The sequence below is a fragment of the Alkalibacterium putridalgicola genome, assembly GCF_040959045.1.
In the GTDB taxonomy this organism is placed as follows: Bacteria; Bacillota; Bacilli; order Lactobacillales; family Carnobacteriaceae_A; genus Alkalibacterium; species Alkalibacterium putridalgicola.
In genome coordinates this window covers 435,556-449,168 of record NZ_CP162615.1, presented here as the reverse complement: position 1 = coordinate 449,168, position 13,613 = coordinate 435,556, and the positions used below count along the sequence as shown (strand labels likewise).

The following is a 13,613-nucleotide window of genomic DNA, read 5'->3' as shown; positions in this document are numbered from 1 at the left end:
CTATTCCCTTTCAGTTATGATCATTTTTTTATACTGTTTTGGAGTCATCCCCGTTCGCTTCTTGAAAAAGCGATTAAAATGGGCATCGCTTTCAAAACCGCATTCCAACGCACATTCTTTGATCGTCGTTTCATGAGGAGAGAGACTCATGTACGCCTTAGCCTGGATCAGCCGATAATTCATCAGATATTCCATCACCGTGTAGCCCGTGACTTCTTTAAAGAGATGCGACACATAGGATTCGCTCAGATTCAGCGCTTTGGCGATCCCCTTGATAGTCATCTTCTGGTTGAAGTGCTGCTGGACATATGAAGCGATCTCTTCCGCCATCCTGGCTTTGTCTGTCTTGGCAAAACTGTCCTTCATCACATCAGACTTTTCTGATCGATAGACTTTCATCAGGAGATAAAGCAGGGTGATCCTGGCATCGGCTTCGTTCACACCCGACTGTTCTCTATGAGTGATGTGACTCAGTTTCTCGATGAGCCGGATGACTTCATCCAAATCTTCCGGCTCATCGAATGTAAATATCCGGTGGTGAAAGGCTTTAAAATAATCAAGAAGAAACGACGCATCACTCCCGGCTATTAAATCCTCCAGCCACTTCGGATCAAAGTGGGTATGGCTCCTGACATACTCTTTCTCGTTCCCGGTCACTTGGACTTTATGAAGTTCCGTACCGTCGAGCAGGATAACCGTTCCCGGATGCAGCTCGAATATCTGATTATTGATCAGATACTGGGCTTTTCCTTCCTGAAGAACGTAGATCTCAAACTGTTGATGGGAATGGAACTCATACGGAATCGCTAAACCCTTTACACTTGCCTGTGCGATAAGGTTCGGCGCGAAACTGAAATGATCCTCCTTTTTTGGATACCCTTTCATTATAGAGGTTTTCTTCATGATTATCATTGCCTCTTTCTGTAAACATTTGTATGTAAAATTGACTGAAACTGCTTTTATCTTACGGGAAGCACTGAGCGAGTGCAAGTAAAAAGAGTAGAAAAGATCGAACGTCAGCCGTTCGATCCTTTCTACTCTTTTATTCATGCCTGGCGATGATCCCGCCGGAGTCAGCGTACACCGCCACCGCCTCCACCGATCGCGCCGCCACCGCCGCCGATCGACGTCGGGCCACCCGTGCCCCCTGTGTGCGTATAGCCGCCATTGGACAAACCGGTATGCACGCTGGTCGACATCATATGAAGCCCATAATAGCCTGTGTAAAAATAAGGGAGCCCCTCGATCTGCTGTGTCTGCCATTCAGGTACAACCTCTTCCAGCTGGCTGATGACATCTTCTTCCTTGCCATAAAGACTTGCCCAGATCAGAAAATCTTTTTCTTCAATAAGCTGTCGGTAAGACAGTGACGGGTCTTTTTTCAAGGCATTGATATGATTTTCAAACTGGGTCAACCGGTCATACAGCTTCTGACCTTTTTTGGTGATCCCCATAAAAGGCAGCTTCATTGTCATGAATTTCAGCGTTTTCTCTTTCAGGTAACCTTCCTTGATCAGTACAGCCTGTGATTCATCCATCAGACTTTGCTGCAGTGCCTGAAGCCCTTTACCGTTCTTCTCTGCCCACCTGGTCATCTCTTCATTTGTCAGTTGATTCTTGTCATCCGATGCTGCCACGAAGAGTTCCCACAGTTCCAGTTCAAAATGGGAGGTATTCAGACTGTTCTCTCTTTTCTTCCGGAAAGTGTGTGGAGCAAAAGTCAGAACTGTTGTTTCTGCATCACCTGACTCATCTGCTTCTGTTTTGATAGAAACCAGTTTCTCTTTTGACCATTTAAGCAAATAGGCAAAGATATACTGCTCATATGTCCCTTTGTGAAGCTGTTGAAGGAAAAAGGCAATATCCGTCAGTTCCCCATCTTTGTAAGGGATCGCTGTAAACATCAAGCCCTTATTGCGTTTGCGTTGAATGGATGCCGACGGGACTTTGCCTTGTTCTTTTTTCCTGGCATCGATATTAAATAAAGCAAAGATAAAGGCCAGAAAGCCCGCGACAAGAAAAGCGAGAGCCGTCGCAAGAATGGAACTGTCAATGGATCCCTCTCCACCTCGACTGGTTTCCGCCTCAGCACGTTCGACCTGTTCTTCCAGCGTTTCATCAACATAATAAGACGGGATGAATGGATCATTCATAAACTGCATCAGTATCGCTACAGGCCGGTCGGCTTCGACTCCACCTTCTGAAGTTGAGCGCAGGACGCCGTCAACCAGATCCACTTGCCCTTCATATCCGAAACCATAAAGACGCGTATCTTCTTCAGAAAAAGGCTGTGGCCCGCTTATTTCAATAACCAGATTTTCCGGTTCCAGTTCTCCGAAAGTATTGAAATCCCAGAACAGAGCCTGTCCGTCATTCAACTGTCTGACCACATTGGCTACAGCATAAGAAAGTGTGTACGACTGTTCTCCGTATTCGCTTATGCCCCAGACCAGTTCTATGCTGTCCCCGTCTTGAATCATTCCATAAGTCCCGGCTTTTTCTTCTCGAGACAGATCAGAATCCCAGTCGTCTACTTCCCTCAAACCATCCACTTGAAAATCAAGGAGTTCCAACCCATCTTCTTCATTGATGACGATATAAAGTTCCGTGCCGCTGTCCAGGATCATGTCTCTCTCTTCCGTAATAATGCCTGTCCCGTTCTCAAGCAGCTCGACCGATACGCGCATCTCAGTCATTTCATTTTCCTGAGCATGAACGGTGCCGCTGACCATCATTGAGCTGAACACCAACACAAGCATCCAACCTATCCAACTATTTTTCATTAGTACGTCCTCCATTTTTTCCTCTTGTTACTAGTATATAAAAGACAGGTCTGAATGATAACGGTCTTAGGACTGATTTTTCATTTTTTCAGATATATACGCTTAAATATTCCAATTTCCCGGACTCCAGAGTGTTCCGTCCAGTTCCCCCTGCAGCTGTTCTCTCCGTTTTTCCTGTTCTTCAAGCAAAGCGATCGTTGCCTGAAGCAGTGCTTTCTGTTTGTAGTCCCGGCTGTCACTTTCCAGCTGTTCCAGCTGTTTTACCAGCCACTGATGCTCTTCCATACTATCCCTCTACTTCCTTTATATATCATAGTTATCGATATGCAGACGCAGCTCGTCCAGTTCCATGCGATTGTCTTCAATAGCCTCCGCAGCGGCTTCAAGAACGAATGCGGCACCTTTAGTCGGCAAGGTTTCTTTCGATGTCTTTGCCAGCTGATCGAGTACCCAGTTTTCCTTTCTCTTCAATGAAATAGGCTGAGGCAGACTGAGATACTGCTGGTAATCGACAAGCAGCGCTTTTTTCTCAGGTTCCGCCAGATAAGGGAACTGAAAAACCGTTAAAGGTTTCAGATAATGCATCCCAGTCTTTTTGGCCATGGCCTGAAAGGGTTTAGTCAACTCGCTGATACTGAACCCTTCCTGTCCACCTGTCTGGTACTCCTTTTCCGGCAGGCCAATGATCAGGACCAGTCCGAACTCTTTATCATGCAGTTTGGTCCCGCGATAGCCGAAAGCAAAATGGTCCGTCAAGACTTCATCCTGCCACTTCTTTAAAAGCGGCGGCGAGGAATACCAGTAAAACGGAAACTGGAAAAGGATCCGATCATGTTCGCGAAGAAGTGCCTGTTCTTTGTCAACATCGATTTCCCCATCAGGATAAGTTTGTTCAAGTACGTGTAAAGTGATCTCATCATCATCCGGTAATGACTGAATCAGGAATTGCTGACTGCCAGATTCTTCGACCGTCGGGTGAGAGACAATAATTAAAGTTTTCACAGTGATTCTCCTTGTATATCTGATTAGTTTTCTCTTAAGCAACTTAAGTATACCAAATCTTCATTATTAAAGTGAATCATTAGAAGCCGCCGGACAAAAGAGATTTATAAACAGTTCAAACCGGAAGGCTCCGTAATTGAACGGGACGCTTCCGGTTTGTTCCTTTTTGACAAGTCTTTTTGATTTTTCACTCGTTTACCGCATTAGAATCGATTTATTTATGAAGAAATGTCGACTCAATAAGGTCAGTCTGTGTCGGTACGACAGTTTCGTCCCAGAAGTGCTCACTCAAAGGTATCAGGGCGCGTGAGTACGACATTCGACTGTGGAAAGTGTTCATTCATTTGTGTCTGTTGATGCGAGTGCGACATTCGACTGTGGAAAATGTTCGCTCATGAGTGACTTTCGATCTGGGTGCGACATTTCATGTTGAAAAGTGTCCAGTCGTAACGTCTTGATACACTGAGTACGACATTTCGGTGACGAAAGTGTTCGCTCATGAGTGACTTTCGATCTGGGTGCGACATTTCATGTTGAAAAGTGTCCAGTCGTAACGTCTTGACACACTGAGTACGACATTTCGGTGACGAAAGTGTTCGCTCATGAGTGACTTTCGATCCGGGTGCGACATTTCATGTTGAAAAGTGTCCAGTCGTGAGCTGCTTCCCGTCCGAGAACGACATTTTGATCCCACAATGTCGTACTCAGGTATTCTTCCATACTTGAGTCGGACATCTTTGCTCTGATATGACAGTCCCAGTCACTTTCCTTCTGTGACTTTGTCATTTTCACAACCAAATGACAAAGTCGCGGAATACAAAGGAGCAAGTTTGTCATCTTCTCTTTAATCGAGCAGAAAAATAGAGGAATACATTTCTTTTCCTGCTGGCAGGATGGTCTGTCCCCGTTATCGCAGCATCTCTAAATACTCAGTAGCCAACACTTTTCATCCACTCATAAATCTCTTTTGCGGCATTAGAAGCTTTCAGCGAGGTGTTATTTATTCTTAAGTAGTTGACGAACGGGAGTCGCTTTTCAACTTCCCTCTCATAGGAATTCAAGCGGTGACTCCTGGAACTTTCCAGGAGTTCGTTTCTTGAGAAGGGAATATCCCGTTTGGATGGTTTGGCAGACAACCGGTCTTCATGAATGTTCCGTTTCATTCGTTCTTCCAGGTCAGCCTCTAACTCTATGAAATAAACACGACCCTGGGCGTGTTTGAACAGCTCTATCCAGTTTTCCATCACTTTCCAGTCATTGTCCAGATCAAAACCTGCCACGACCGTAAAGATGATCCCTTTGGTTGTGTTCGTCTTTTCATTAGAAGTGAATGCCTTGAACAAATCCAGACGGACCTTTTCGGATAACTGAAAGGTTTCTGATGTGTAGCCTAAATACCGGGCAAACAAATCAATGGTCTGGTGATTGAATAAAAGTTCTGCATCGATCAGCTTTTCCAGCTCCAGTCCGACTGTCATTTTCCCTACCGCCTGCGGTCCGACTACTAAAATAAGATCCACGACCTGTCCCCCTTTGCCTTTATTCTCTGATCATCCCATTAAACAAGTTATAAAGTTCCTTATGTTTGCGTTTCAGTGACAGCGGACGATAGGTTTCTTTGTCCAGAAAAGCATGCTTCGTTTCTCCCACCGCGCGTATTTCCTGAGTCTCCCGGTCTCGACACACATAACTGACGATAAGCTTGACTCCACTGAATTGTTTGACTGCGGCTTCGATTTCAACCGTTTCACCGTAGCGCGACATGGTCTTGTATTCTGCATTCACGGCTAATACCGGAATGACGATACCTTCATCTTCCATCCGCTTATAGCTGAAGCCGATCTCGTCCATCAGATGCGTACGGGCTTCTTCAAACCATCTTATGTAATTGGAATGATGCACGATCTGCATCTGATCCGTTTCGTAATAATGTACTTTATGACTGTAAATGTCCATTACGGTATCCCCTATCTATTATATATTATTGCATTTCAGTGTATCATAAATCCGCATCACAGAGGATTTATTTTTAGTTCATCAGCAAACAGGCAAAGGCATGTGACTGATCCTGCTTTTATTTTCATAGGCATGTAAAAAAGCTGCTGGATACTTTTTCCTACAGATGATTTCAGTCGACCTTCACTTCCCATTACTTTTAAACTGAGTCAGTTTCTTCCGGACTACCTGTTCACCCAAATGACTTGACCAGTCCACTCTTTCCTGACGACTCCAGCCCAGTTCAGTTTCCAGGACAGTTAGTACGGGTTCAGTTAGACTTTCAAGTTTATCGATATTGAAAAGCAGGGAATCCGTCCGTCTGCCAAAAAAGTCTTCCGGCGTCATGACCATCTCATACGCCAGTCCATAAGCTAACTGAAGGGCATCCGGGAGTGGCATATCCATGGTTTCTGCTTTATCCACCAAGTCGTAAACCTTATCGATATTCGATCCATACCAGTCAGCGAGGTAATCCGCTTCTGTCTCATCCAGACCCAGTGACATCCCACGAGACCGCTTGGCAGAAAGAAAGTCAGCCATCGTTCCTCCGATGTCTCCACCTGAAAGCGGGATCTCTTTTGTATCTTTATCCGGGAAGCTTATCCCCGCTGTTTTCCACTCCTGGTCGATCAATGTAAAGGTATCTTCCGCCATTCCGCGGTAATCAGTCAGCTTACCTCCTGCGATAGTGATCAGGCCATCTTCTGACAAAAAGACTTCATGGCCTCTGGATATACCGGAAGGGTCACTGTTATCTTCATCCTTGATCAGCGGACGCAGCCCTGCCCAGCTCGATACAATGTCAGAAAGTGACAGATCAGCCACGTCAAACCGGTGATTGACAGCGTTGAGCAGATATTCGATATCTTCTTGTGTGATCTCAGGATCCTCATAAGGACCGTTAAAAGGGGTATCCGTCGTCCCGAAATACGTTTTATTGCCTCTGGGGACCACGAAGATCATACGATCATCATTTAGCCCCGTGTCCGTGTAGATCGCCCGTGTCACTGGCAGTTTTTCATGGTCCACGACAAAGTGCACCCCTTTTGTCGGGTACATTTTCTTTTCAGTCACATCTCTCTGTTTTTTACGGAGTTCATCTGACCAGGGCCCCGTTGCATTGACAACCACCGTAGCTTTAATGTCAAAATACTCATCACTCAAGGTGTCCCTGGCTTTGATCCCTTTGATCTGGCCTTTATCATCATAAATAAACCCCACCGCTTTGACATAATTAGCCAGCCAGGCACCTAACTCATGGGCTTTCTTGACCGTCTCTATCGTCAGGCGGCAATCATCATTGATGTAATCCAGATAATATCCGCCGGCTAAGAGATTTTCTTCTTTCAGTGACGGTTCATCTTCCAGCACTTCTGTTTTCTCAGCCAGATAATGCTGCCACGTCTCATCCACTTCAGCCAAATAATCATATAAGTGCAAAACGACTTCTGCAGAAAAAGCATTGAACGAGGCCCCGGGCTCATCATACACAGGCATCAGCATAAAATCAGGCTGAACGATATGCGGCGCATTCCTGGCGATGACTGCTCGTTCCTTGGCGACATCCGCCACAAGTTCCACTTCAAACTGCTTCAGATAACGCAGACCGCCGTGGACCAGTTTTGTTGATCGGCTGCTCGTTCCTCCGCCAAAGTCCTGCATTTCCACTAGGCCGACCCGGCTTCCCCGTACCGCACCCTGTAAAGCCAGGCCCGCTCCTGTGATTCCGCCTCCGATGATCAGCAAGTCCAGCGTCTGTTTTTTTAATTGTTCAATGGTCGATTTTCTTGTCTGAGCTGAAAAAGTCATAAGGCTGTCAGCCCTTTCTCTAGAATTTTAATGCACGTCAGCTTTCTTCTTCACTTTTTTTCGGCTTGAACTTGAATGCACGGGTCGCTTTTACGGCCGCCTGCCAACCTTCGTAAAGGTCCTCCCGATCCACTTCTGACATATGCGGCTCATAAGTTCCGCCCTTTTCCCATTTTTCTTTGATTTCATCAAGGTCTTTAAAGAAACCGGTAGCCAGCCCGGCTAAATATATCGCACCCAGTGCTGTTGTTTCCATGATTTTCGACCGTTCGATAGTGACATCAAGAATATCTGCCTGAAACTGCATAAGAAATTCGTTCATACTTGCTCCGCCATCCACACGCATAGTCTTCGTTTTCAGCCCGGCATCTTCATTCATCGCATCAACGACATCCCGTGTCTGATAAGCCAGCGATTCCAGTGTCGCCCTGACAAAGTGTTCCTTTGCTGTGCCTCGCGTCAGTCCGAAGACAGCGCCACGTGCATCCTGGTCCCAGTGGGGCGCACCAAGTCCGGTGAATGCCGGGACCACATAGACATTATCTGTACTGGCAACACGCCTGGCATACTTTTCTGATTTAGGTGCCTCTCTAAACATGCGCAAGCCGTCCCGAAGCCACTGGATCGCAGAGCCTGCCACAAAGATGGCCCCTTCCAAAGCATAGGTGACCTCCCCATCAAGCCCATACGCCAAAGTCGTCAAAAGCCCATTCTCCGACTGGATCGGTTCCTTACCGGTATTCATGATGATAAACGCACCGGTGCCATACGTATTTTTGACCATCCCTTTTTCAAACGCTGTCTGTCCGAACAAAGCAGCCTGCTGGTCTCCAGCCATCCCAGCGATAGTCACCCGGTGGCCTTTAAAGACGGCTTCCATCGTTTCGCCGAATATCCCGGAAGACTCTCTTACCTCAGGCAGCATTTTCTCGGGGATGTCTAAAAGCTTCAAAATATCTCTGTCCCACTGCATCTCATAGATGTTATACAGCATGGTCCGGCTGGCATTCGAGTAATCAGTCGCATGCACTTCGCCACCGGTCAGTTTCCATAGCAGCCAGGTATCGACTGTTCCAAATAACAGTTCACCTTTTTCAGCCCGTTCTCTTGATCCCTCTACTTTATCCAGTATCCATTTGATTTTCGTTGCCGAAAAATAGGAATCGACGATCAGACCTGTTTTTTTATGGATCATCTCTTTATGACCCTCTTCGATCAGCCGTTGAGCTATCGCTGAAGTCTGTTTGGATTGCCAGACTACCGCATGATAGATCGGCTCTCCCGTCTCCTTGTCCCAGATGATGGTCGTCTCCCGCTGGTTCGTGATCCCGATACTGTCCAGTTCTTCAGGTTCCAGCTCTGCTTCGATCATAACGCTGGCGATGACCTGAAGCGTTTTTAGCCAGATCTCATTCGCATCGTGTTCCACCCAGCCGGGCTCAGGAAAGTGCTGTGTGATCTCTTTCTGAGAGGTCCATCTTGGATCCCCTTCTTTATCAAAAATAATGGCGCGTGTACTGGTCGTTCCCTGATCTATTGCCATAATATAATCGGCCACTGTGATATCGACTCCTTTTTTAACAGAAACGTTAGTTTAAACCCAGTATAACACTATCAAAAATCGACAATCTATTTATTTAGCCTAGAGGCAAGGATTTTTTCCATTTGAAGGGATCATTCAGAATTAAAAACACTCTCTAAGATATTCATCGTTCTCTGTTTACTTTATAAGTATATAAAAAAAGAAGAGACGCAGTTGATTCTGCATCTCCTCTCTCAGTCTTCCATTTAGCATAAAGAAGATATCATGCCCTTTACTGTTTATAGTGTATCAATCATCGCAATCCATCTCATACATAATGCCTTGATTCCATTTACCACTATATTAGTTATAAGTAACATCAAAAAAGTCCCCGCTGTCTTTTTTGACAGCGGGGATGTTTTTTGTTCTATTTATTACAGTTCTTTCTAAAGAAACAGCTTAGTCCTGGATCGCCTGGTTAGCAGTGATGATGGCTGTTTTGTAGACATCTTCTTCGACAGAACCACGGGACAAGTCGGAGATCGGCTTGTTCAGACCTTGTAAAATAGGTCCGACGGCTTCAAAGTTACCGAAACGCTGAGCGATTTTGTAGCCAATGTTTCCTGACTGCAATTCAGGGAAAACAAAAACAGTGGCCTGGCCGGCTACGTTTGAATCAGGGGCTTTCTGTTTAGCCACTGAAGAGACGAAAGCTGCATCAAACTGAAGTTCACCGTCGATCTCGAATTCAGGAGCCATTTCTTTAGCGATACGTGTGGCTTCCTGTACTTTTTCAACTTCGGGAGCTTGAGCAGAACCTTTAGAAGAGAAGCTCAATAGAGCAACTTTTGGATCGATGTCGAACATCTTGGCTGTACGCGCACTTTCCACAGCAATTTCTGCCAGGACTTGTGCATCCGGGTTTGGATTGATAGCACAGTCAGAGAACACATATTTTTCCTGACCCCGGCCACGCAGCATGATGAATGCACCTGACGTACGGCTGACGCCTGGACGTGTCTTGATGATCTGCAGGGCAGGTCTGACTGTATCACCAGTTGAATGGATGGCTCCACTGACTAGACCGTCTGCTTTGTCCATATAAACAAGCATCGTGCCAAAATAGTTGACATCGCGAAGCTGTTCTCTTGCCTGTTCTTCCGTCGCCTTACCTTTACGGCGCTCGACAAAGGCATTGACCATTTCATCATATTCATCGTAAGCATGCGGGTTCACGATATCGATGCCTGTCAAGTCGAAGCCGTGTTCTTTAGCTACGCCTAGTACTTCATCCTTGTCTCCGATAAGAATAGGTGTGAGTAATTCGTCGTGGTATAAACGAACGACTGCTCCTAAAATTCGTTCATCGGTTGCTTCTGGAAAGACGATCTTCAAGTCTTTTCCTTTGATTTTGCTTTTTAAACTGTCAAATAATTCCACAGATTTTCCCTCCATAATTGTTTTTCTACATATTCAATCTTACCACTTTCTGCCTGAAAATTACAGTAGACTCCTTTAAGTTTTACTTATACATTCACTTTTTCAGGGAGTCTCCAGTCTATCGGTTCTTCTCCCATGTCTTTCAAGGCCTCATTCGTTTTAGAAAAAGGCTGTGAACTAAAGAAACCTCTATAGGCAGATAACGGACTTGGGTGTGCTGAAGTGATGACTATGTGCTTCTCTTCATCGATCATCTTGCGTTTTGCTTTAGCCGCATTCCCCCATAAAAGGAAAACGACTGGTTTTTCACGCGCATTCAGTGCCCGGATCACTTCATCCGTCAAGTCTTCCCAGCCTTTTTTCTGATGGGAATGCGCTTCTCCCTTTCGGACAGTCAAGACTGTATTCAAAAGCAATACCCCTTCTTCTGCCCACTTCCTGAGATACCCATGCGACGCCGGCGGGATACCCAGGTCACTTTCCAGCTCTTTATACATGTTGCGCAGGGAAGGAGGAATCGAGATGTCAGGGTTGACAGAAAAGCTGAGACCGTGAGCCTGGTTTTCACCGTGATACGGATCCTGTCCCAGCAGGACGACTTTCACTTTATGATAAGGTGTCCACTGAAAGGCCTGCCAGATATTTTCTTTTTTCGGATAAACCGCCCCCGTTTTGAACTCTTCTTTCAAGAATTCTCTAAGCGCTCGATACGATTCCTTTTCAGCTGCTCTTTCCAGAATAGGTTTCCAGTCATTCTCTACAGGGATAGTCATTATCATTCTCCTTTCGGTTTTCTCTTCAACAAAAAATATTTTTCTTATGTCCTGTCACTCTTTTTTTGGTATGCTACTCTTAGATCATTATGAAGAAAAAAGGAGTAGACACACATGATAAAATTAATCGTCTCAGATATGGACGGCACACTGCTCGATGAAGATATGGAAATAAGTCAGGCAAACATTTCCGCTATCAAACGGGTGCAGAGCCAGGGCATCCACTTTGCCATTGCGACCGGACGCGATTTCCCGCTGGCATACCCTTTACTGGAAGAGAACGGGATAAAATGTCCACTGATCGCCCAGAACGGTGCCCAGTACTTTGATGAGAATGGCACGAATAAATACAACCGCGGTCTGGAAAAAAGTACGGTCAGAAAGATGCTGTCGCTTTTCTCCGGCTACGAGGACCTTCACGAAGAACTCATGACGAACAAAGGCATCTACTCTGATAATAAAGATAAACGTCTGGAAATGCTTGCCATGATGATTTATGATATGAACCCGGATACCTCTTATGAAGAAGCTCTCGAAAAGGCTGCTGAATTTGCAGACAAACTGCAGATCAATTTTGTCGACGATTATCAGGAAATCATCGATGACGACAGTGCCATCATCCTTAAAGTCTCTGTACATTCCAGCAAGGGACGTGAGGTGCTGGACCCGCTGAAAGAAGAGCTGCACCGCGAGATCCCGATCCTGGCTATTACAGCTTCCAGCAAACGTAATCTGGAAATCAACCATGAAGCGGCTCAAAAAGGCATCGCCGTCTCCCAGCTAGCTAAACAGCTTGGGATCAAATCCGATGAAGTCATGACGATCGGCGACAATCTCAATGACATCTCCATGCTTGAATGGGCAGAATATTCAGTGGCTGTTGCGAATGCTGAACCTGAAGCAAAACAGGCTGCACGATTCGAGACCTCCAGCAACCGGCAGAACGGTGTGGCTGAGGCGATCTCACGTGTATTGAGTGGGAAATTATACACGGACTAATGTTTTTTCCAGCAGCCTGTCTTTCCAAAAGACCACTTTCTTAGTGGTCTTTTTTTGTCTTCAGTTAAGGTTCAAGCTTGATCTTTGATCCATGGGGGTAATATAGAAATGGCTTCAACCAGTTTTTCATTGGCCTGGCGGTCTGCCAGACGTCTTTGCCGGCGGTCCTGATATTTGCCGCAAATCATCTGCTCTTCATTGTCTTCTGACTGGATGAGCGGCAATGCTTCATTTGAACTCAGGCCAACAACGACAAACGTGATGAAGCTGGTCGCCGCTATGTAGCGTTCACCCGTCACTAGATCTTCTCCAAGTACCTTGGCGAAAACTTCGACTGATGTGCGTCCGGCACCTGTGACATAGGATTCCACGCAGACAGAATGTCCCGGTTCGACGGGGTGGATAAAATGCAGCTCATCCATGGATGCCGTTACGATATCGTTTGTGCGTGCGAAGCGCGAAACTGATATTGAGGCCGTATCATCGATCAGGCTCATCAGCTTCCCTCCAAAAAGGGTCTGATGATCATTCAGATCCGGTGGAAGGATGCGATGGGTCTGAACGACTCTGGTCTCGTTGCATGTCAGTACTTTACGGTTGTCATTTGTCATTGTTATCATCCTTAGATTTAATTTAGTCTGCTTTGTTTGCTTCGTTTTTTATGAGTTCACTGAACCGGTGTGTCAGGTGGGCTGTATAGCCCCAGAGATAATGGTCGGACAGATGATAAAAAGGGATCTGCTGAGTGACGTTTCGCCATTTATATTTTTGACCGCCGGAGATCAGTTCGACCGGAAAGTCAGCATCCCGTTCCATTTTCAGCCGGGTCTCATAATACTTTGGTTCTGTGGTCAAAAAATAGGCCAGAGGTATCGTGAAAACCGCTTCTACTTCTTCGTTGGGCTCCAATCTATCTGCATCCACTTCTGGAAGCCAGCCGACGAAGCACTTGATGATATGGTTCTGCTTTACTATATAGTCCATTTCGCCAAGTACCGTTATTTTTCCCCTGTCCAGTACGAGCTCCTCTTCCGTTTCTCTAAGAGCCGCTTCCTCAAAGGTTTCCCCCGTCTCTAGTGCACCGCCGGGGAAAGAGGTTTCTCCAGGCTGAGACACCCGGTGGCTCCTGACTTCATATAATATATGGATCGCCCCACTTACCCGTACCAGTGGCAATAAAACGGCGTACTTGCCCTGTTTTGTAATGGCATCCGGTTGGTGATCTGCCATCATGTTTCTGATTTTTTCTATCATATCCTCACCTGCCTAATCTGTTTCCATTAAAAT

General features: G+C 46.0%; 13 protein-coding genes. 1 reads left to right on the top strand and 12 read right to left on the bottom strand.

The window, feature by feature from the left end:
- The 10 genes from AB4027_RS02390 to AB4027_RS02345 form a co-directional block, all read right to left on the bottom strand.
- Complete coding sequence (locus tag AB4027_RS02390) at nucleotides 1-903, bottom strand: AraC family transcriptional regulator (RefSeq protein ID WP_368645827.1); 903 nt, start codon at nucleotides 901-903, stop codon at nucleotides 1-3.
- 170 nt (nucleotides 904-1,073) lie between these two features.
- On the bottom strand, nucleotides 1,074-2,783 hold the full coding sequence (locus AB4027_RS02385) for a DUF2207 domain-containing protein (protein WP_368645826.1): 1,710 nt from the start codon (nucleotides 2,781-2,783) through the stop codon (nucleotides 1,074-1,076).
- 102 nt (nucleotides 2,784-2,885) lie between these two features.
- The gene (locus AB4027_RS02380) at nucleotides 2,886-3,068 is read right to left on the bottom strand and encodes a hypothetical protein (protein WP_091488237.1); all 183 of its coding nucleotides are present in this window, start codon (nucleotides 3,066-3,068) and stop codon (nucleotides 2,886-2,888) included.
- Nucleotides 3,069-3,086: 18 nt separating this feature from the next.
- Nucleotides 3,087-3,785 carry an NAD(P)H-dependent oxidoreductase gene (locus tag AB4027_RS02375; RefSeq protein ID WP_368645825.1) on the bottom strand — a complete coding sequence of 233 codons (699 nt, stop codon included), beginning with the start codon at nucleotides 3,783-3,785 and terminating at the stop codon, nucleotides 3,087-3,089.
- 929 nt (nucleotides 3,786-4,714) lie between these two features.
- Entirely contained in the window at nucleotides 4,715-5,305 is a 591-nt protein-coding gene (locus AB4027_RS02370) for an AAA family ATPase (RefSeq protein ID WP_368645824.1), read from the bottom strand.
- 19 nt (nucleotides 5,306-5,324) lie between these two features.
- Complete coding sequence (locus AB4027_RS02365; protein ID WP_091488242.1) at nucleotides 5,325-5,741, bottom strand: thioesterase family protein; 417 nt, start codon at nucleotides 5,739-5,741, stop codon at nucleotides 5,325-5,327.
- A gap of 183 nt (nucleotides 5,742-5,924) precedes the next feature.
- Nucleotides 5,925-7,592 (bottom strand): FAD-dependent oxidoreductase, encoded by a 1,668-nt coding sequence (locus AB4027_RS02360; RefSeq protein ID WP_368645823.1) that lies wholly within the window; start codon nucleotides 7,590-7,592, stop codon nucleotides 5,925-5,927.
- 37 nt (nucleotides 7,593-7,629) lie between these two features.
- Complete coding sequence (glpK, locus tag AB4027_RS02355; RefSeq protein ID WP_368645822.1) at nucleotides 7,630-9,150, bottom strand: glycerol kinase GlpK; 1,521 nt, start codon at nucleotides 9,148-9,150, stop codon at nucleotides 7,630-7,632.
- Nucleotides 9,151-9,573: 423 nt separating this feature from the next.
- A complete protein-coding gene (gene pta / locus AB4027_RS02350) occupies nucleotides 9,574-10,554 on the bottom strand; it encodes a phosphate acetyltransferase (RefSeq protein ID WP_091488553.1) in 981 nt (326 codons plus the stop codon).
- Between the two features lie 86 nt (nucleotides 10,555-10,640).
- Nucleotides 10,641-11,327, bottom strand: coding sequence for a uracil-DNA glycosylase (locus AB4027_RS02345; RefSeq protein WP_368645821.1), 687 nt, complete (start codon nucleotides 11,325-11,327; stop codon nucleotides 10,641-10,643).
- A 114-nt stretch (nucleotides 11,328-11,441) separates the two neighbouring features.
- Here AB4027_RS02345 and AB4027_RS02340 point away from each other — a divergent pair, with 114 nt between their 5' ends.
- Nucleotides 11,442-12,326, top strand: coding sequence for a Cof-type HAD-IIB family hydrolase (locus AB4027_RS02340; protein ID WP_368645820.1), 885 nt, complete (start codon nucleotides 11,442-11,444; stop codon nucleotides 12,324-12,326).
- 71 nt (nucleotides 12,327-12,397) lie between these two features.
- On the opposite strand, the gene AB4027_RS02335 is transcribed toward AB4027_RS02340, so the two are convergent.
- The gene (locus AB4027_RS02335) at nucleotides 12,398-12,937 is read right to left on the bottom strand and encodes an acyl-CoA thioesterase (protein ID WP_091488548.1); all 540 of its coding nucleotides are present in this window, start codon (nucleotides 12,935-12,937) and stop codon (nucleotides 12,398-12,400) included.
- A 22-nt stretch (nucleotides 12,938-12,959) separates the two neighbouring features.
- Entirely contained in the window at nucleotides 12,960-13,580 is a 621-nt protein-coding gene (locus AB4027_RS02330; RefSeq protein ID WP_368645819.1) for a CoA pyrophosphatase, read from the bottom strand.
- Between the last annotated feature and the right edge of the window lie 33 nt (nucleotides 13,581-13,613).